The 18,868-nt window shown below is 51.5% G+C and carries 16 protein-coding genes and 1 pseudogene; 7 read left to right on the forward strand and 10 right to left on the reverse strand.

Annotation, left to right across the window (positions count from 1 at the left end):
- Positions 1–42 precede the first annotated feature (42 nt).
- From K331_RS0127260 to K331_RS0127275, 4 genes are all read left to right on the forward strand, one after another.
- Positions 43–2,295, forward strand: a complete 2,253-nt coding sequence (locus tag K331_RS0127260; RefSeq protein WP_028592769.1) for an ArnT family glycosyltransferase — start codon at positions 43–45, stop codon at positions 2,293–2,295.
- 13 nt (positions 2,296–2,308) lie between these two features.
- A complete protein-coding gene (locus K331_RS0127265) occupies positions 2,309–3,436 on the forward strand; it encodes a glycosyltransferase family 2 protein (protein ID WP_028592770.1) in 1,128 nt (375 codons plus the stop codon).
- 4 nt (positions 3,437–3,440) lie between these two features.
- Positions 3,441–3,902 carry a GtrA family protein gene (locus K331_RS0127270; protein ID WP_084165597.1) on the forward strand — a complete coding sequence of 154 codons (462 nt, stop codon included), beginning with the start codon at positions 3,441–3,443 and terminating at the stop codon, positions 3,900–3,902.
- Positions 3,903–4,054: 152 nt separating this feature from the next.
- Positions 4,055–4,876 carry a class I SAM-dependent methyltransferase gene (locus K331_RS0127275; RefSeq protein ID WP_028592772.1) on the forward strand — a complete coding sequence of 274 codons (822 nt, stop codon included), beginning with the start codon at positions 4,055–4,057 and terminating at the stop codon, positions 4,874–4,876.
- A gap of 150 nt (positions 4,877–5,026) precedes the next feature.
- On the opposite strand, the gene K331_RS0127280 is transcribed toward K331_RS0127275, so the two are convergent.
- A complete protein-coding gene (locus tag K331_RS0127280; protein WP_028592773.1) occupies positions 5,027–5,764 on the reverse strand; it encodes a glycerophosphodiester phosphodiesterase in 738 nt (245 codons plus the stop codon).
- A gap of 291 nt (positions 5,765–6,055) precedes the next feature.
- On the opposite strand from K331_RS0127280, the gene K331_RS0127285 reads away from it, so the two are divergent.
- Positions 6,056–6,610 (forward strand): GNAT family N-acetyltransferase, encoded by a 555-nt coding sequence (locus K331_RS0127285; protein WP_084165598.1) that lies wholly within the window; start codon positions 6,056–6,058, stop codon positions 6,608–6,610.
- A gap of 175 nt (positions 6,611–6,785) precedes the next feature.
- Here the strand turns inward: K331_RS0127285 and arfA are convergent, their stop codons facing one another.
- From arfA to K331_RS0127315, 6 genes and pseudogenes are all read right to left on the reverse strand, one after another.
- The gene (arfA, locus tag K331_RS0127290; RefSeq protein ID WP_028592775.1) at positions 6,786–8,297 is read right to left on the reverse strand and encodes an arabinosylfuranosidase ArfA; all 1,512 of its coding nucleotides are present in this window, start codon (positions 8,295–8,297) and stop codon (positions 6,786–6,788) included.
- A gap of 210 nt (positions 8,298–8,507) precedes the next feature.
- Entirely contained in the window at positions 8,508–8,744 is a 237-nt protein-coding gene (locus K331_RS33210; RefSeq protein WP_028592776.1) for an S-layer homology domain-containing protein, read from the reverse strand.
- A gap of 102 nt (positions 8,745–8,846) precedes the next feature.
- A complete protein-coding gene (locus K331_RS0127300) occupies positions 8,847–9,662 on the reverse strand; it encodes a carbohydrate ABC transporter permease (RefSeq protein WP_028592777.1) in 816 nt (271 codons plus the stop codon).
- 32 nt (positions 9,663–9,694) lie between these two features.
- Positions 9,695–10,566: pseudogene (locus K331_RS30730) on the reverse strand (carbohydrate ABC transporter permease).
- A gap of 3 nt (positions 10,567–10,569) precedes the next feature.
- Positions 10,570–11,871 carry an ABC transporter substrate-binding protein gene (locus K331_RS0127310; protein WP_028592778.1) on the reverse strand — a complete coding sequence of 434 codons (1,302 nt, stop codon included), beginning with the start codon at positions 11,869–11,871 and terminating at the stop codon, positions 10,570–10,572.
- Positions 11,872–12,088: 217 nt separating this feature from the next.
- Positions 12,089–13,288, reverse strand: a complete 1,200-nt coding sequence (locus K331_RS0127315) for an LLM class flavin-dependent oxidoreductase (protein WP_028592779.1) — start codon at positions 13,286–13,288, stop codon at positions 12,089–12,091.
- A gap of 228 nt (positions 13,289–13,516) precedes the next feature.
- On the opposite strand from K331_RS0127315, the gene K331_RS0127320 reads away from it, so the two are divergent.
- Together K331_RS0127320 and K331_RS0127325 are read left to right on the forward strand one after the other, a co-directional pair.
- Positions 13,517–14,389 carry an AraC family transcriptional regulator gene (locus K331_RS0127320; protein ID WP_036636054.1) on the forward strand — a complete coding sequence of 291 codons (873 nt, stop codon included), beginning with the start codon at positions 13,517–13,519 and terminating at the stop codon, positions 14,387–14,389.
- 262 nt (positions 14,390–14,651) lie between these two features.
- Positions 14,652–15,491: a hypothetical protein gene (locus K331_RS0127325; RefSeq protein ID WP_028592781.1), complete on the forward strand. Its 840-nt coding sequence runs from the start codon at positions 14,652–14,654 to the stop codon at positions 15,489–15,491.
- A gap of 204 nt (positions 15,492–15,695) precedes the next feature.
- On the opposite strand, the gene K331_RS0127330 is transcribed toward K331_RS0127325, so the two are convergent.
- Genes K331_RS0127330 through preA form a run of 3 tightly spaced genes read right to left on the reverse strand, consistent with a single transcriptional unit; the run spans position 15,696 to position 18,726 of the window.
- Entirely contained in the window at positions 15,696–15,923 is a 228-nt protein-coding gene (locus K331_RS0127330) for a hypothetical protein (RefSeq protein WP_028592782.1), read from the reverse strand.
- Complete coding sequence (hydA, locus tag K331_RS0127335) at positions 15,923–17,434, reverse strand: dihydropyrimidinase (protein ID WP_226383711.1); 1,512 nt, start codon at positions 17,432–17,434, stop codon at positions 15,923–15,925. The genes K331_RS0127330 and hydA overlap by 1 nt, the downstream gene beginning before the upstream one ends.
- A complete protein-coding gene (preA, locus tag K331_RS0127340; RefSeq protein WP_028592784.1) occupies positions 17,431–18,726 on the reverse strand; it encodes an NAD-dependent dihydropyrimidine dehydrogenase subunit PreA in 1,296 nt (431 codons plus the stop codon). The genes hydA and preA overlap by 4 nt, the downstream gene beginning before the upstream one ends.
- Positions 18,727–18,868 lie beyond the last annotated feature (142 nt).

The raw sequence follows: 18,868 nt of genomic DNA on the forward strand, positions 1-18,868 counted from the left end.
ACTATATAAATAAATTCATACAAGAATCGGGAGTGAACGGATATGTGGCGCAGGCTTACAACATTATTGAACAAAATAGACATCCCACTGCTGTGCATCCTGCTATTCTCAGCCTTCCTTAGTGGTTATAACATCTGGCGGGATCACTACGTGAACACATATTACACGACAGCGGTCGCAAGTATGCTCCAGAGCTGGCACAACTTCTTCTTCGTGTCACTTGACTCAGCTGGTTCGGTCTCCATCGACAAGCCTCCTGTTACGTTCTGGGTGCAGGCAGCTAGCGCCTATCTATTTGGCTTGCATGGCTGGAGCGTCATCCTTCCACAAGTCCTGGCTCAGATCGGCTCTGTACTCTTGCTATACGCGTTGCTAAAGCCTACGTTTGGCCTAACGGCAGCACGGCTAAGCGCATTCGCTATGGCATGCACTCCCGTAGCTGTATCCGTAAGTCGGACGAACAATATCGACAGCATGCTGGTCTTCACCTTGCTTCTGGCAGCATGGCTTCTATTTCGTGGCATTCGCCGCAGCTCCAGCAGCTCTATCATCGCTTCCTTTGCCTTAATCGGTGTCGGCTTCAATATGAAGATGCTGCAAGCTTACATGGTTATTCCTGCCTTCATCCTCTTCTATATTCTCGCGGCGAGTGTACCTTGGAAGCGAAAAGTAGCTACTCTTGCTGGGAGCGCCGCAGCCCTGTTGATCCTCTCCCTCTCCTGGCCGCTAGCAGTGGATTCCACTCCGGCTGATCAGCGACCTTACGTAGGGAGCAGCGGGACGAATTCCGTCATGAATCTGGCCTTTGGCTATAATGGCATTGCTCGTCTTACGGGAGATCGTGGGCAAGGGGACACAGAGCAGAGCGATGGTAGAGAGAATACACGTCCTGCTAATCTCTCGAATCAGACGAACTACAACAATCAAGGCAAGCGCGTGATGGCAAAAGATCAGATCAACGGTAATGGTGGCGCCCAAGCGAGTCATGGTCCTGGCGCTGGAAGTGCAACCGGTGGAGGGCCTGGCACAGGAGGTCCAACTGGTGAAGGCCCAACTAGCGGAGGTCCTGGTGGTGACAGGCTGAATAGTGGCGGGATGTTCGGAACAGGGACCCCTGGCCCACTCCGTCTGTTCCAGAGCGAGCTGTCCGGTCAAGCGAGCTGGCTAATTCCATTCGCTGTGCTCGCAGCGATTAGCATTCTTGCTCGTCGCCGCATACGGAGCTGGTCACTCCAGCAGAAAGAGGTCCTATTCTGGCTGTCCTGGCTCATACCGATTGCGGGATTCTTCAGCATTGCAGGATTCTTCCATCATTACTATCTCATCATGCTCGCACCTCCAATCGCTGCGCTGCTCGGGGCAGGCTGGGTGAGCATGTGGACACAATATCGCTCCAGAGAGAACAATTGGACAGCTTGGCTATTGCCAGCATCCATACTCCTTACAGGCGTGTTCGCTTGGTATATCATGAAGGGCTACACCGAGAGCATCGGTAGCTTCTGGCCCCATACCGCTTGGGTCACAGGTGTGATAGGCGCAACCCTGCTTCTATGGATTCGAGCTACTGGCGGCACCGATGGACAACACGCTACCTCGGACCGTCGCTATATGATTTGGGGCAGACGACTAGCTGTCATAACTGGCTTGATGGCCCTCTTCATCGGGCCTATATACTGGGCGACTACTCCCATTACTTATGGGCAGAATAGCATGACTCCGCAAGCAGGTCCAAGTCAATTAGGTGATCGCGGAGGAAGGGGCGGTCCTGACGGTGAGCGGGGTGACGGAATCCAGTCGGCCATGAACCGAACTACACCCCCCGGGATGCTTAGTTCCTCAGCAGATGCAAGTGATGAAGCAGCTAGTGCAGATGAAGCACCTGGTACGATGACCAGATTCCCGGGAGCAGCCAGCCTCCCGACAAGGGGATTGGGTATGGGTGGTACACCACAGGCAGATGAGAAGCTGCTTCAATATCTTCGCCAGCATAATACGGACGAGACTTACTTATTAGCAACCCTGAACTATACAGCTGCTGCCCCTTATCTGATTGATTACGGGGAGAAGATCATCATTTTACACGGCTTTGTGCAATCTGATCCTGTATATGATACCGATAAGCTGCAGGCGCTCGTGGAGAGCGGTCAGGTAAAATACTTTCTCGTGACGAGCGGCATGGGCAGTGATCGCTCTGAGCTCGTCAACTGGATCAAGGAGCATGGCCGAGAAATCCCTGCGGCCGAGTGGCAATCGACAGCGTCTGCCTCTGCTCAGCTGTACGAAGTATCCTGGTAAGGAGGACACGACAATGACCCACACCAAGCAACTGACAACCATCCGTTATTCGGTAATAGTGCCAATGTATAATGAAGAAGCTGTCATTCAGGAAACCTATCGCAGAATAAAACACGTCATGCGGGAGCTAGGCGAGCCTTACGAGCTGATCTTTGTAAATGATGGCAGCAGCGATCGTAGCGCAGATATGATCAAGGATTATAGCTCCACAGATGAGTCCGTTATCCTGGTTGATTTGTCCCGTAATTTCGGTCATCAGCTAGCCATTACCGCAGGAATGGATTATGCCATAGGTGATGCGGTCATTATTCTGGATGCAGATCTACAGGACCCACCTGAGCTAATCCCGGACATGGTCGCCAGATGGCAGGGAGGCTATGAGGTCGTCTATGCCCAGCGCATCAAGCGTCACGGCGAATCCTGGTTCAAAAAGCAGTCCGCGCGGGTATTCTATCGGCTCCTGCGCGCATCTACAGACATCTCAATCCCCGTCGACACAGGCGACTTCCGGTTAATGGACCGTAGGGTCGTGGATGAACTGAAGCGCCTGCCCGAGAACAATCGCTTCGTGCGAGGTCTGGTTAGTTGGGTAGGCTTTCGCCAGATTGCTGTGGAATATGAGCGGGATGAGCGATTTGCGGGGGAGACGAAATATCCGCTAAAACGGATGCTCAAGTTGTGTCTGGACGGCATGACTTCCTTCTCTTACAAGCCGCTGAAGCTGGCTGGATACCTCGGTGCTCTTCTCTCCCTCTCTGGCTTTCTGTATTTGATCTATGTACTGTGTGTTCGTCTGTTCACGGATAATGCCGTTAGAGGCTGGTCTTCACTAATCAGCCTGCAGCTGATATTTGACGGCATGATTCTCGTCATCCTGGGGATTATCGGGGAATACGTAGGGCGGATCTATGATGAGACCAAGGCGCGTCCGCTCTACATTGTCCGGGAATGTGTCAGGCTCGAACGTGGTCAACAGCTCCAATCTTCTGAGCAAGCTACCGATGTCCAACACAATGAAGATACTTATGATGCTAACGGTCCAACGGGTCCAACAGTGAGACCTACAGCAAGCCCCGCGACAGCAAAGATGGTGTATACGCACGGAAGTCTGGATTCATCACGTCCGAGAAGAGGAGCTTGAACGAATGAAGCGAATAAGGTCAACTGAACCGACACCACGGCAGACACGCGACCGCATTCTGCAAGTCCGCCTTACTTCCTTTTTTCGCTTCGCAATTGTAGGCGTATTGAACACGGCGATAGATTTCACTATTTTCCTATGGTTATCGTGGGTAGGGGTATCCATTGTGCCTGCCCAGGCTCTGTCCTATTCTGCAGGAACACTTAACAGCTATGTATTGAATCGAAATTGGACGTTCCGTGAGCGGAATCTCTCTGGTACATGGAAGTCCTTCGTCTCCTTCATCGTGCTCAACCTGATTACACTAGGCTGCACTGCGATGCTACTTAGTCTACTGGATCAGCTCACCGACTGGACATTGCCAATCTGCAAGCTGCTCGCTACATTTGCCGGTCTCATGATCAACTACACAGGGAGCCGGCTATGGGTCTTCGTTCCACGAAGTGCAGAGACAGAACAGACTTAGAGGGGCGTTGTAAACAAAAGAAGAGTTGGAACTTTTTGCCGGATGTCTCCTGGACGTGTACAATAAGTGTTGAACGATACTAACGCTCACCATCTAACAGTCTGTTACGGGAGCATGTATCGGTTCAATATGCAGAACAAGGGGGAGACAGCTTGATTCCCGAAGGAAATTTGCTGAGCAACATTGACCGTTTCACCGGATTCGCCGATGGCTATGATCGCAATCGTCCGCAGGCGCCTCAATTTGTCACTCGCATTCTTAGAGACTATCTGGGACACCGACCTGCACGAGTAGCTGATGTCGGCTGCGGCACCGGTTTGTCTACTTTTATATGGAAGGATGCTGCAGATCAGATCATCGGGGTTGAGCCCAGCCCGGATATGCTTACCTTAGCCAAGCACAAGCTGGCATTGTATACAGATGCCCCGCACATCAGCTTTGAACAGGGCTATTCCAATACCCTACCACTACCCTCATCCTCCGTGGATATCATCACATGCTCGCAGTCCTTCCACTGGATGGAGCCGACAAGCACGCTGAAGGAAGCAGGACGTGTGCTTCGTGACGGCGGAATATTTGCAGCCTATGACTGTGAATGGCCTCCTTGTGCGAATTGGCACATTGAGACAGCCTATATGGACATCCTGGACCACGCCAGTGATATTATTCATCGACTCGCAGATCCCGAGAAGCGTCCGCTTAAGCTGGATAAGTCTGCTCATCTGCGACGTCTGGAGGAGAGCCATGTCTTCCGTTACACCCGAGAAATAGGCTTCCATCACACCGAGATTGCCGATGCAGATCGTTATATCGGACTGGTGCTAAGTCAAGGTGGTGTCCAGACGGTATTCAAGCTGGGTTCGAAGGAGCTCGATCAGAAGCTGATTCGTTTTGCAGCACTGGTACAAGACTACTTCCAAGGTCGGACGCTAGAAGTGGTATTCAGCTACCGGATGCGCCTGGGGATGAAGTAAATCTGCCCCTCAGGCGCGTGTGCCTGCTCCAGTATGGATTTTTTTAAAAAAAGATATCCTCACACTCACAGCTTAGTTGCTAAACGTAATTCAGTATAGTTCATATGCGATCCAGACGCGTGCATCAGCGATGTACCTAGCTCAAAGCATTTAACTCAACGTCAACAGCGAATGCAGACGCTCCGGGTAATCTGTGATGATGCCACGTACCCCATAACCAAGGAATACTCTCATCTCTTCCTCATCATTAACCGTAAAGGGACGGTACGCTACTCCAGCTTCTGCTGCGGACTTCACCCACTCTGGAGTGATCGCCTCTTTATAAGCATGAAGTGCCGTAGCACCAAGCGATTGTGCATACTCCCATGGACGGTAGAGCCCTTCCATGTAGAGGACTCCCGTGCGGATATCCGGAGCTAGCCGATGGCATTCTACCAAGGAATAATGATTGAAGCTTGAGATGATAACCTGTTCCTCCAGACCGAAGCTTCGAACGGCAGCAATGACCTCTTCCTCCAGACCCTCATAAGGAACTATTCCATTTTTCAGCTCCAGATTCAATACAATCCCGTGCTCTCTCCCCAGCTCCAGCAGCTCATGTAGCTCCGGTACGCGCTCCCCCTGAAAGCTCGGGTCAAACCAGCTACCTGCATCAAGCGACTCCAGCTCTGCACCAGTCACATCCTTAACCAAGCGTGGCAGGCCGGTTGTACGCTCCAGAGACTCATCATGAATCAGCACAAGCTTACCATCCTTTGTCCGCTGTACATCGGTCTCAATCCCCGTAGCACCCAATTCTATAGCCTGCCGAAAAGCAATCATGGTATTCTCCGGGCATGTACCGGATGCACCGCGATGGGCAAAATTAATAATTGGTGTTGTCGTCATCTATGTATACCTCCGTGTGTTTCTATTTTGATTCAGTCATCCATATACACTTTAGTATGTCTATATATTTGTCCAAATCCTACTCACTATAACGTAACTTATTCATGTTCATGCTGTATGAAATATATGTAAACATATTGTGTGCATTGGCAAACAACCGCTGACGGCGAGGTACCAAACAGTGTGCAGCACTGCTAGACTACTGGCTAGACGGTTGAAACGATCCATATCATTCGATATGCTTGATGCCAGATAGGATTGGAATGGACACAAACCAAAGGAGAACAGCCCATGAACCCGCTGCACAATTTGAACATTGGACCACCCGCTGCTGGCGAGATCAGACAGATCCACCGCGTATTTGAGCTGGCGATCAGGGATGCCTTCAAGCAAGAAGGACTGGAGGCGCACCTGGAGGATATCGAATACGAAATTAGCCATAAGCAGGAGCGCTTGGCTAATGCCCTGTACACACAAGAGCCTGCGCTGCACTTCTTGATCGCCCGAGTGCGTGACGAGGTGGTAGGCACGATTTCTTACGGCCCCTCTGGCCAGCTGATATCCGAATGCACCGACGGACAGCTGAAGGATGTTGGGGAACTGGGAAGTCTATATATTCTTCCTGACTATCAGAATCGTGGCATCGGTTCTGCACTAATCAGTGAAATGGTACGGCAGTTGGACAAGCAGGGGATCAAGCAATTCTGCCTCGATAGCGGCTATCGACGAGCACAGGTGCGCTGGACCCGGAAGTTCGGGCCTCCCTACGCAATTGCAAAGGATCGCTGGGGACCGGATTCCCCGCATATGGTGTGGCTGTGTCAGGTGCAAGACTGGGTCCAATAAAGCCTTCTTCAGGCGTGACAGACACCTCTTTTCTCATAGCATCCCTCCCAAGACAAAAAGCGCGGACAGCATTGGAATTCTCCTCAGCGTCCGCACTTATCTACTCGTTTATTAACTCATTTATTACCTAATTCACTTCACATCATTCGATACAAGCTATCCAGCCTGCCTGACATTACTTTTTCGCCAGACGAATAACGTTCCAGGAAGCCTTGTTCAGGCTAGCGGATACGACACCGCCATCCAGCTTCGCACTACCGCCGCTACGTGGCGCTACCTTCTCTTGTGCAGCCGAGTTGGTGGCCTTCAGATCATCACTTTCCATGACCAGATGCTCTACAATCTCGAAGCCCTCGAAGCTACGAACATCACAGTTCAGCTCCAGCGCATCATTCAGGTTACGGTTCACTGCGAAGATCGTCAGTTCCTCGTTCTCTTCATTATAGACTACAGCGCTGTCCAGATAAGGCACATCTGTGAAATCCTTGGAATCGTACTTCGGCGAATCCACGACTGGCATCAGGGATACACCACGTCCGAAGCGAGATGCATGCATGTAAGGATAGAAGATGGTCTGCTTCCATGCTCTGCCATTATTCTCAGTCATGATTGGCGCAATGACATTGACCAATTGAGCGAGACAAGCCATACGTACCCGGTCTGCATGACGCAGGAAGGTAATCAGCATACTCCCTACCAACAGCGCATCCTCGAAGGTATAGATATCCTCCAGCTGCGGCGGAGCAATCTGCCATGGCTCCATTTTGCTATCTGCTTCATTGGAATGGAACCACACATTCCACTCGTCGAAGCTCAGCATCATGGTCTTCTTGCTACGCTTCTTCGCTTTGATATAATCACAAGTCGATTTAATCGTATGGATGAAATGATCCAGGTCCATCGTCAACGCGAGGAAATTCTCTGTATCATTATCACGGTTGCCATAGTATTGGTGCAGGGAGATGTAGTCTACAGCATCATAGGTGTGATCCAGCGTCACAGCTTCCCACTCAGGGAAAGTAGTCATTCCTGTATTAGAGCTACCGCAAGCGACCAGTTCAATATCCGGATCTACCCAACGCATAACCTTGGCTGCTTCCAGTGCGATGCGACCATATTCATGCATTGTTTTGTGGCCGATCTGCCACGGACCATCCATCTCATTCCCCAGACACCAGGTCTTGATCTTATGCGGCTGCTCCACGCCATGACTGCGACGCAGATCACTCCAGTATGAACCACCTGGATGATTGCAGTATTCTACTAGATTGCGTGCGGCATCGATACCACGTGTCCCCAGGTTGACTGCCATCATGACCTCGGAGCCGACCTCACGAGTCCATTGGAAAAATTCATTCGTACCAATCTCGTTAGGCTCTACGGTTCTCCATGCGAGCTCCAGACGTTTGGGCCTGTCCGCAACCGGGCCTACACCATCCTCCCAGTTATAGCCCGATACGAAGTTACCACCTGGATAACGAATGATCGGTACGTCCAGCTCCTTCACCAATTCCTTCACGTCACTCCGGAAACCGCTCTCATTTGCCAACGGATGTGAGGGCTCATAGATACCTCCATATACAGCACGACCCAGATGCTCAATAAAAGAGCCATATATACGTTTATCCACCTCTGCAATGCGGAACGACTTATCAATAATCATTTTTGCCTTTAAAGATTGTGACATGGATACCATCCTTTCCAAATGTGAGGATACGGAGCCTCTCTTATCTGCAAGGACAATATAACATGATGAAGATGGATGGTCAATATTTTTATTAATACTTAATAATAACATTAATTAAAATGAAAATGATACGGATCTCAGTCTTCTTAAAAGTAAAAGAAGGCCCCCTTGATAAGGAGACCCTCCGACATTTATATTGGAATATTGGTATTAGAAATTCATGCTGTCTAAATGAGATCCGATTGTTGAAGCAGTCTCCGCACAATCGTTGGTTGCTACCTCAGCTCTAGTAATAAATGTTTTGAGAGCTAATCGACTACCGTTTCTTCCTGAAATAATCCCAGCCTGGATCCTATCCGCCATCCCGTCTTTCGCCCACTCCGCAACGGCTGCACTGTCGGAATATGGACTCCACAGACGCCACAGATGCCACGCTGCTGCCCGCATCGTTCATTGCCTTCACGGTAAATGTGTATTCAATTCCCTTAATATATCCATTGTATCTTGACCCTTAAGAGACTGCTCTGCAATGAGGTATGCAGGAGTTCATTAACCCTTGAGCGAGCCAGCAGCAAGACCTGCCACAAAATATCGCTGCAACACCACGAACAGCACCACAATTGGGATCGCCGTGACTAGTACACCCATCAGTAGCATCGGATATTGTGTTACATACTCTCCCCTGAATTGTAGCAGCACCAATGGTAGTGTCAGCTTTGACTTGCTGCTCAGCATGAGCATGGGCATCAAGAGATCATTCCAGACCATGACCAGCAGGAAAATCGCCGTCGCGGCAAGTGAAGGGGCTGCAAGCGGCAGGGCAATTCGGGCATACAGCCTCCATTCGCTTGCACCGTCAATACTGCCTGCCTCCAGAATCTCCGATGGCAGCATACGCATATATCCAGTCAGCATGAAGACAGATACGGGCAGCAGCATGGCTGTAGTCACAATCACGAGGCCAGCAAGGCTGTCAGACCAGCCCAGCGAACGAGTCAGTGCATAGATTGGCAGCATGTTGACCTGCGAGGGAACGATTAAGCCAGCCACGAACAGTCCAAAAATGACAGCCCCCAGTCTCCCCTTCCAGCGGACGATAGCATAGGCGATCATACTGCCGAGCAGAAGCTCAAGTATTACAGTTCCAGTAGTAACCAGCAGACTATTCAGGAAATATCCCCACATCGGCTGATTGCGGAATAGCTGATACAAGTTATCCCACGTCCACGGATCAGGCCAGGCTAGCGGCTTAGTAAAGAAATTGCTGCTCGTCTTGAAAGAGGACACCAACACAAAATACATTGGAGCCACAATCAAAAGGGCATAGACTGACAGAAGCACACGTTTGAACCAGCGCATCACCATAGCTTTACCTCCTCTCTGGCTGTAGTCCGGTATTACCCGCTGACCCGCTCCGCTCGAAGTGCCTTGAACTGCAGCAATGTCAGCAGAGCCAGCAGCACAAGGAACATCATAGAGGCAGCTGAAGCCAGTCCGAACGAATAACTGCCGAAGGCCGTGTGGTAAATATAAGTGCTCAGAATTTCTGTAGCATAGTTCGGTCCACCACCGTCATCGTAAAGATGAGATCAAATGCCTTGAACGACTGAATCGTTGTGTAGGCCACAACAATAGTCGCAGAGGGGGCCAGTAATGGCCAGGTGATCTGACGGAAGGTCTCCCAACGCCCACCACCATCCATTTTGGCAGCCTCATACAATTCGACTGGTATAGCTTGCAGCCCCGCGATAAATACGATTATCATCTGCCCCGCATGGGCCCACACCTGAACCGCGGCGACAGAGTAGAGCGCCAGCTTCGGATCTCCGATCCAGTTACGGGTGGCCGCCGAGGCTCCCAATTCCTGGAGCCCAGTGTTCACCATTCCAATGGACGGATCATACATGAACGACCAGACGATCCCCACCGATACCGTAGAGAGGATCGCAGGCAGGAAGTACAATGCACGCAGGGCGATATGTGTTCTCGTATTGCCCACCAGCATCAGAGCCAGCACCAGTGAGATGAAGGTCTGCGCGAGCACGACTACCAGCATGAATTTAATGTTATTGCCAAACGCCTTACGGAACACAATGCTATTGAAGCTATCGATATAATTGGCTGTACCAACGAACTGATAGGACGGAGATACTCCGTCCCAGTTGGTAAATGAATAATATAGGCCTGTTAAGGTTGGAACAATGAACAAGCCTCCATACAAGACAAGTCCCGGCAGCAGGAACAGCAGTAAATGAAGCCGTGTCTTCATAGGCTACTTCCCGGCCTTGGCTATGTGCTGTTCAATGACTGTCTGCGCCTCCTGAGCAGCTTCCGTTGGAGATGTACCACTCAGAACGGCCTGAATGGAGTTCGTAACGGCCTTTTGGTTATCTCCACTCAGAATGGTGAACCGTGGCTGGAAGACTGTCTTCCTGTCAGCCCAAGCTCCTGCTGCCTTCAGCTCAGGCGTATTATATTCAACATCCTTTACAGTTACATTTTGACCTGTTGCGTTGGCATAGGCTCCTGCTACCTCGGGGCGGCTCAGATATTCGATGAATGTCTTGGCCTCCTCAGGATGCTTGGACTTACTGTTCACTGCGAGCATGAACGTGGTGGTATGCACGCCCTCATATCTGGCCTGATCGGCACTTACAGTAATCGGGGCCAGCAGTTGCTGCTCCAGCTCCGGGTTCTGCAGCTTGTTCTGAGCGAGCTGGTAGGAACCGCTGGCGAGCATCGCCGCTCTTTCCTGAATGAACAGAGCCCCTGCTGCTGCGTCCTTGGTCCCCAGTGCATCTGGCTGGAAGTAGCCCTTGTCGTTCAGCTCCTTGATCTGCGTCAGGGTCCTCACCCAGAATTCATCCGTAAGCTTAGCCTCGCCCGCCTCCACCTTCGTGAAGACATCATCTGTAGGTGCATTGTTCATGACCATCGTGTTCATGAATTGCCCCGGACCGATATCCGCACCTGCAAAGGCAATTGGAATCATCCCGTTATCCTTAAGCGTCTGGCAGAGCGCCAGGAAGCCTTCCCAGTCCACTGGTGGTGTCAGACCATATTTCTCGAACAGCTTCACATTATAGATGGGATCGTTGTACACAAGCTGGTAAGGAACCGCGTACTGCCGTCCATCCTTCTGTCCGGCCGCAATCAGCTGAGGATTATATGAAGACAGAAATCCTTCCCCCGTCAGATCAGTGAACAGCCCTGCTTGCACAAAGGTCTCAAACTGAGCACCCGGGAAGGAAGCAAACACATCCCCGACAGCCCCATCGCCAATCTTGGACTGGACCGTGGATTGATATTGATCAGAAGGGAGAGTCTGCATTTCAACAGTGATATTGGGATTCTCGCGCTCGAATTCGGCAATCGCTGTATTTAGAGCCTCCGTATCCTCTCCTCGCCAGTGAATGAAGCTAAGCTTCACAGGGGCAGATCCGGACGCATCTGCTTGCTCGGAATCTTGGCCACCTGTAGCACCACCCTGACCTCCGCAGGCAGCAAGCACCACGGACATGAATAAAATAAGAGCAAGCGCCCACGAATAGGCGTAACGTTGTCTACGAAACATACGGATAACCTCCTGTAGTAATAATGTGCGGAATGATAATGCCACTATCACCTTGACCGGATCAACGGCCAGATCAACGGGTAGTGCAGATCTGCTCCAGACGAGGAGCCTAGTTCGTTAAGCACGCATTTGTGCAGCTTTGTGGTAGGGGAAGCGTCTTGATCATGACATTGTTGGTCCTGTAATTGACGCTAATCGACACTAGGCCAGAAGCAACTTAGACCGATTGACTCGCTCGTGCACGTTGCTGATCCAGTAAGCGACTGCGGAAGAGCGGTAATACCGATGCCCCGAACCGTTCCGCCTCCTCCAGATGGGGGTAGCCAGACAGAATGAAGGTAGACACACCCAGTTCAACGTATTCCAGCAAGCGATCTGTGATCTGCTCGGCAGTACCTACAATCAGGATGGCCCCGCCTGATCGAACTACAGACAGGCCTGTCCACAGGTTAGGCCCTGCCATGAAACGTTGCTTCGCTGTGATCTCCCGCAGCTCGTTCTGTCTACGCTGGTTGGTGGCGTCAGTCTCGCTGAAGGCTTTACTGGCTTGTTCAATCGCCTCAGCAGGTACCTTGCTGATGATATCCCAAGCGGCTTCCCAAGCCTCCTCCTCTGTATCTCTCACCAGCACCTGTGCACGCATGCCATAGCGTAGATCGCGAGCACGTCCCGTCTCCCGCTGCAGCTCTGTCCGAATCTCCTCCATCTCGGTAATCTGCTCCCGAATCCAATCCTGCGGCTCACCCCACATTAGGAAGGTGTCTGCATATTCTGCAGCCATGCGCTTGGCTATTCGTGAGCTGCCGCCCAGGTAAAATGGCGGATGCGGTGACTGGAGTGTCTCCGGCATTCCGACAGGTCCATGGAACTGATAATACTTCCCTTCGAAGTCTTCAGAAGAATGCTCTCCTGCGCTCGCTAACTTCGCGAACTCCGAATCATTCATCCCCTTGGACGCTGACCATGCCCGCTGGATGACCTCCATATATTCACCCGCACGGATGTAGCGCTCATCATGCGCATGGGCGAGCGGATCACCCAGCTCCTCCAGATCACGCACCGAGCTGCCTGTGACGACATTTATCATGGCACGACCACCAGATAGCTGATCCAGCGCCGCTCCCATGCGAGCTGCCAGTACAGGCGCTACCAAGCCTGGTCGAATAGCAACCAATGGCCTCAGTGTAGAGGTATGACTGGCTATAGCTGAGCCCACTACCCAGGCATCCAGACAAGCCCCACCTGTCGGAATCAGTACAAAGTCACAGCCACCCCGCTCCGCTGCCTGAGCTACTTTAACCAGATACTCCAGCGTAGGCTGTCTTTCCGGCTCGATCCCTACATATCTTCCATCTCCTGCCGTTGGCAGAAACCAGCCAAAACGAATCTCCTCCTGTTCAGACACATGCACGCTCATATGACACGCTTCCTTTCCTGAAACATTCTTTTTATAAACCAATAATTTCAGTTGGAATAATAAGTATTAGTATCATAGCAATCCATTTGTCAATGATCCATGTCATTAAGCGTTGATTTTTTTTGTCTATTTGTGGTCAATTCAAATTCGATTTTATACAAATTCTTGAATATCCACAAAACCCACCTGTATAATTGGTTATAAAAACACGGCGAAGAGGTGCTCTTGATGACAGAACTGATGAAAGAGGATCACCATGAGTTTCTGGATATCATTTTCTTCACTCCATCCGACTTCGAGAAAGCTAGTGGCGCCTGGCCTATACGAATTGGCCAGAATATTGCCAAACCCAATTATCATATCGGGCCACGCACCAGTCCTTACTATTACTTGCTCTTCATTCTGGAGGGTGCAGGAACCTTCTATCAGGACGGACAGATCTATTCATTGCGTCCGCGTGATATATTCTCCCTTTTCCCGCATGTGACCCATGAATATGTGACTGATCCAGATACTCCGCTTCGCAAAATCTTCATGGCCTTCGATGGCGAGCTCGCCCCACAGCTGCTGTCCCGAGTCGGACTAACGCCAGAGTCGCCTCATCGCACCGGTGTACTCACCTCCGAGATGGCAAACGGCATGCGTTCATTCATGGAGGAAGCGAGACCTACAGCCGAGCAGGAGCGTGACCTGGGGAGACTCATGCGCTTTCTGGGCATTTTCGACTGCATGACCAAATATTCACCACCTGGTACCCTTCCTGCTGGCGAGGGAACACCATGGCTGCAGAAGGGAAAGGAATACATGGATATTCATTTTGCAGGCGGCATTACCGTCGAAGGTGTCTCTACCTATGCCGGAGTGGACCGTACCCATTTTACGAAGCAATTCCGCAAGAGCTATGGGCTGTCTCCCATGCAATACATTCAGCGTCTAAAAATGAATCAGGCGAGACGCCTACTGAACGAGACCACGCTGTCTCTAACCGAGATCGCCCATACTGTAGGTTATCCAGATTTGTTCTCCTTCTCCAAGGCTTTCAAAAGAATGGTAGGGCTGTCTCCCAATCGGTACCGTAAGTTGGAGCAGAACGGGAGTTAGCGCAGCCTGCTCTATTAATAAACCCGTCACGAAGTCATCTGTCCAAGATCGCTCAATTCATTCCCACAAGGTCGCTGAACTCATATTGGGTCTCCTCAAGACACTCTCCCCCTTTTACTCAGGATGACACAGAACGCTCTAAGCCCATTTCCTACTCGCTTGTCACTTTCAGCTTATATTCAGTGGGCATTTAGAGAGAATTCATATACACAGGCTAGAATGACCTTGTAAGACAATCCATGACTGAAGGGCGGAAGTAAAGATGAACAAACATACAACGAAGCGCAAAAATACCAAGCAAATTCTCCTCGCAGGAACTATGGCCGCTGCTCTATTCGCAGGTGGTACGATCTGGTCTGCTCAAGGAGCACAGGCGGCGGCCAGTACCACAAGCGCAACCGGCAGCAAGCAGGCTCAGGCTCAAGGCACTCAAACACCTGAAGGACGTGGCGGCTTGGGGCACTTCGGCAATCAAGGCTTGTCCACGCAACTACAGGGCTGGCTCTCCCTTGACAGCACTACACTGGAAAGTAAACTGAAAGACAAATCCCTGGCCGAGATCGCAGCAGAGCAAGGCGTGGACGGTGCAGCCTTGAAGACGAAGATCGCTACTTGGCTGGAGAATAACCAATCCACAGACCGTCCAGCAAATGTGAACAAGACCGGAGACACGACGACGAAGGACGCAGCAAAGGCTCCAAACTACACCGAGCTTGCTGGCAAGCTCCTGGAGAGCAAGGGAAGCTTCAAGGCTGACGGTCCGGGAGAAGGTGGTAAAGGCGGCATGTTCGCCAACAATACAGAGCTGGCAGCATTGCTCGGCTTGACACAGGACGAGCTAAGCAAAGCACTGCAATCCGATAAATCCCTTGCAAGCATTGCCACAGCCCAAGGTGTGGATGTGAACAAGGTGATCAGACTGCTAGTCTCCCAAATGTCGCAAAAGACCGCTGATCGCCCGGCTAACGACACAGCTAACAGCTCTGCCGACAAGAGCAAGCCAGCGCCTTCAGCTGACGATCTGAAGAGCTTTGTCACCAAGCTGGTGAACGGCGAGCAGCCAGCCAGACCTGACAATGCTGCACCGAAGACTCAGCAATAAGATTGAATTTCTGAATTTATAGTTGGCTATACCCGCACACCCACAACTGGAACATACCAAAAGGTCGAAGATGGACTCTTTTCGAGTGCAAATCTTCGACCTTTTGATTTCCATATCTATGGAGTTTCGGGTTTCGGAGTTTCATCTAGATGCCCAGTTTACTCGGTGCGAGCTTTTAATCCATATTTGATCGAACCGGGTGAATCAGACTATTGGTACACAGGCCGCTCCACTCACCAGCAATGTGCCCAGATATTTGCGGGCATCCGCGGTACCCAGATGTACGTGCTCATGCTGGTCTGGATGTGCAGGTTGAATGAGCATGACATCCGCTCCGTCCAACCCCTCCTGTACACTTCGGACCACATATCCCCTATTCAGCAGGTCATCCAATATTTCTCTTTCCGCTGCGAATTCCCCATAGGCAGACATCAGATGATCCCCTCCTCTGTCGGAATCCGTTCAGGGACTCTGACCTGCTCCGCAATGCGAAAGGAGTCACGCCGCAGATAGGCCCCATAACCTGGAGTGCCCACAAATTGCTTGTCACGAATGACGAATTCACCACGCACCAGCACAGACACTGGCTCTCCGGTTACTTTCATCCCCTCAAACGCGCTGTAATCCACCTTCATATGATGGGTCTGCGCCGAGAGTGTTCGCTCCTGATTAGGATCGAAAATGACCAAATCAGCGTCACTGCCTACTGCAATAGTCCCCTTGCGCGGAAATAGTCCGAACAGGCGGGCACTGGCTGTCGAGATCATATTTACGAATTGATTCAGGGTAATCCGCCCCTTCCGCACTCCTTCCGAGTACAACAAGCTGAACCGATCCTCAATCATAGGTCCACCATTAGGAATTTTCGAAAAATCACCGCGCCCTAGCTCCTTCTGCCCTTTAAAATGAAACGAGCATTGATCGGAGCCGATCGTCTGCAGATCGCCCGAGGCGAGCGCCGACCAGAGAACATCCTGATTCCAGGCTTCGCGCAGCGGAGGTGACCAGACATACTTCGCACCTTCAAAATTCGGCTTCTCCAGAGCCGATTGCTCCAGCAGCAAATACTGCGGACAGGTCTCGCCGTATACACGCAGTCCCTTCTTGCGCGCCTCTTGTATTTTCCACGCCGCTTCCGCACAGGTCACATGGACTACATACAGCTGTGAATCTGCAAGCTCCGTCAGATAGGCGGCTCTACCGGTTGCCTCCCCTTCCAGCTCCGGTGGACGAGTGAGCGCATGATAGATCGGCTCGGTCTTCCCAGCCGAGAGTGCTTCAGACACCAGGATGTCAATAACATCCCCGTTCTCGGCATGCACCATGACTAGCGCTCCGTGCTTCCGCGCTACCTTCAGCGTCTGGTACAATGTACCGTCATCCGCTTGGAGCGTGTGCTTGTAGGCCATGAACACCTTGAACGATGTAATGCCCTCCTTCTCCATGATCACAGGCAGCTCCTCAAGCACCTCCGCATTCAGCTCTGATACCATCAGATGGAATCCATAGTCAATGACCGCCTTACCCAAGGCCTTGTCATGCCATCTCGCGACAGCCTTCTGCAGCGGCTCCCCCTTGTTCGTCAGGCAAAAGTCAATAATGGTGGTCGTACCGCCGAAGGCCGCAGCCTTCGTGCCCGACGCAAAGTCATCGCAGGTTACAGTACCGCCAAAAGGCATATCCAGATGTGTATGAGGGTCGATCCCACCCGGAAATACGTAACAGCCCGAAGCATCAATGATCTCTGCCCCCTGGTCTTCAAGGCGCAGGCCAATCTCCACTATGATGCCACCGTCCACTCGAATGTCTGCCTTATATGTGTCTACCGCTGTGACAATGATTCCGTTACGAATGAGCTTGCCTGTGCCCCTTTTTTCGTACCCGCTGTTATTGATGTTGCTATTGAAGCTATTGTTGCCGCCACTCGTGCCGTGATTACTCATGAAGATCGCACCTCCGCTTCACTAGATTCCCGGTTCAGCCCAGTCAACACTCGCTGACGCTCATTCCAGCTCATTGGTGGCCGTCCATGATTTACCTGAATCATCTCAATAGCCCCCTCCGCCGGGCAGACGATAGAACACAGATTGCAGCCCACACAGTCCTCCTCCCGCACCTGAACATACGAGCGGCCTGCCTCATCTCTCAGCAAATCAATGCATTGATGCGAGGTGTCCTCACATGCAATATGGCATTTGTTGCAGTGAATGCATTGCTCCTGATGAATTCGGGCTACCACCTGATAATTAAGGTCCAGATCGCCCCAATTGGAATAACGCGGGACCGATTGGCCTACGAGATCCTTGACCGAGGCAATACCCTTGTCATCCAGATAGTTGTTCAGGCCATCAATCATCTCGCCGACGATCCGAAAGCCATGATGCATCGCGGCTGTACATATCTGAACGCCAGAAGCCCCCATGAGCATGAACTCGACTGCATCCTGCCAGGAGGATACTCCCCCCATCCCAGAGATCGGCACGCTAACCTCTGGTGTGCGGGCGCACTCAGCTACCATATTCAGCGCGATGGGCTTCACCGCAGGTCCACAATATCCACCGTGCGCTCCTTTCCCCCCTACATGGGGAACGGTATTCCAGGTGTCCAGGTCTACTCCCGCGAGACTGTTAATTGTATTAATCATACTGACGGCGTCCGCTCCACCCAACACCGCATGGCGGGCCACCACCGTAATGTCTGTAATATTGGGCGTTAGCTTTACAATGACCGGCGTCTGTGCTACTTCCTTCACCCAATACGTCTGCATCTCCACCAGATCTGGCTGCTGCCCAGAGGCTGCTCCCATGCCCCGCTCAGCCATGCCATGAGGACATCCAAAGTTCAGCTCCAATCCATCTACACCCACAGCCTCCACTCGCTTGACGATCTCATGCCATTTCTCACGCTTTGGCTCCACCATCAATGACACAACCAAGGCCCGATCTGGGAAAAGGCGCTTCGTCTCTCGAATCTCCCGCAGATTCACTTCAACCGGTCTGTCGGAGATCAGCTCGATATTATTGAAGCCTGCCACGCGTTGTCCCTTGAAATGCACCGCCGCGAAGCGGGAGGAGGTATTGATGATCGGATCTCCAAGCGTCTTCCAGACAGCCCCACCCCATCCTGCTTCAAAGGCTCGCTGCACCTGATATCCAGTATTGGTGGGCGGTGCAGAGGCCAGCCAGAACGGATTCGGCGAGCGAATCCCTGCCAGATTGATGCTCAAGTCTGCCATAAGCAAGCTCCTTTCGGTTACAGTAGTATATAGATAGAACTGAAAATGCTAAGAGTCTGGGTCCGCATAATGCACAGGTTCGCACGATGCACCAGTCCACACGATAGGTACATCCTCACTTGGTTCGGAACTTCTTCTGACC

The organism is Paenibacillus massiliensis subsp. panacisoli DSM 21345 (genome assembly GCF_000426545.1).
GTDB classification, from domain to species: Bacteria; Bacillota; Bacilli; order Paenibacillales; family Paenibacillaceae; genus Paenibacillus; species Paenibacillus panacisoli.

Excerpts from the sequence above, each read along its gene's own strand:
- K331_RS0127260 (WP_028592769.1), top strand. The coding sequence starts at position 43 with ATGTGGCGCAGGCTTACAACATTATTGAACAAAATAGACATCCCACTG.
- K331_RS0127265 (WP_028592770.1), top strand. The coding sequence starts at position 2,309 with ATGACCCACACCAAGCAACTGACAACCATCCGTTATTCGGTAATAGTG.
- K331_RS0127270 (WP_084165597.1), top strand. The coding sequence starts at position 3,441 with ATGAAGCGAATAAGGTCAACTGAACCGACACCACGGCAGACACGCGAC.
- K331_RS0127280 (WP_028592773.1), bottom strand. The coding sequence starts at position 5,764 with ATGACGACAACACCAATTATTAATTTTGCCCATCGCGGTGCATCCGGT.
- K331_RS0127285 (WP_084165598.1), top strand. The coding sequence starts at position 6,056 with ATGAACCCGCTGCACAATTTGAACATTGGACCACCCGCTGCTGGCGAG.
- arfA (WP_028592775.1), bottom strand. The coding sequence starts at position 8,297 with ATGTCACAATCTTTAAAGGCAAAAATGATTATTGATAAGTCGTTCCGC.
- K331_RS33210 (WP_028592776.1), bottom strand. The coding sequence starts at position 8,744 with ATGCGGGCAGCAGCGTGGCATCTGTGGCGTCTGTGGAGTCCATATTCC.
- K331_RS0127300 (WP_028592777.1), bottom strand. The coding sequence starts at position 9,662 with ATGGTGATGCGCTGGTTCAAACGTGTGCTTCTGTCAGTCTATGCCCTT.
- K331_RS0127310 (WP_028592778.1), bottom strand. The coding sequence starts at position 11,871 with ATGTTTCGTAGACAACGTTACGCCTATTCGTGGGCGCTTGCTCTTATT.
- K331_RS0127315 (WP_028592779.1), bottom strand. The coding sequence starts at position 13,288 with ATGAGCGTGCATGTGTCTGAACAGGAGGAGATTCGTTTTGGCTGGTTT.
- K331_RS0127320 (WP_036636054.1), top strand. The coding sequence starts at position 13,517 with ATGACAGAACTGATGAAAGAGGATCACCATGAGTTTCTGGATATCATT.
- K331_RS0127325 (WP_028592781.1), top strand. The coding sequence starts at position 14,652 with ATGAACAAACATACAACGAAGCGCAAAAATACCAAGCAAATTCTCCTC.
- K331_RS0127330 (WP_028592782.1), bottom strand. The coding sequence starts at position 15,923 with ATGTCTGCCTATGGGGAATTCGCAGCGGAAAGAGAAATATTGGATGAC.
- hydA (WP_226383711.1), bottom strand. The coding sequence starts at position 17,434 with ATGAGTAATCACGGCACGAGTGGCGGCAACAATAGCTTCAATAGCAAC.
- preA (WP_028592784.1), bottom strand. The coding sequence starts at position 18,726 with ATGGCAGACTTGAGCATCAATCTGGCAGGGATTCGCTCGCCGAATCCG.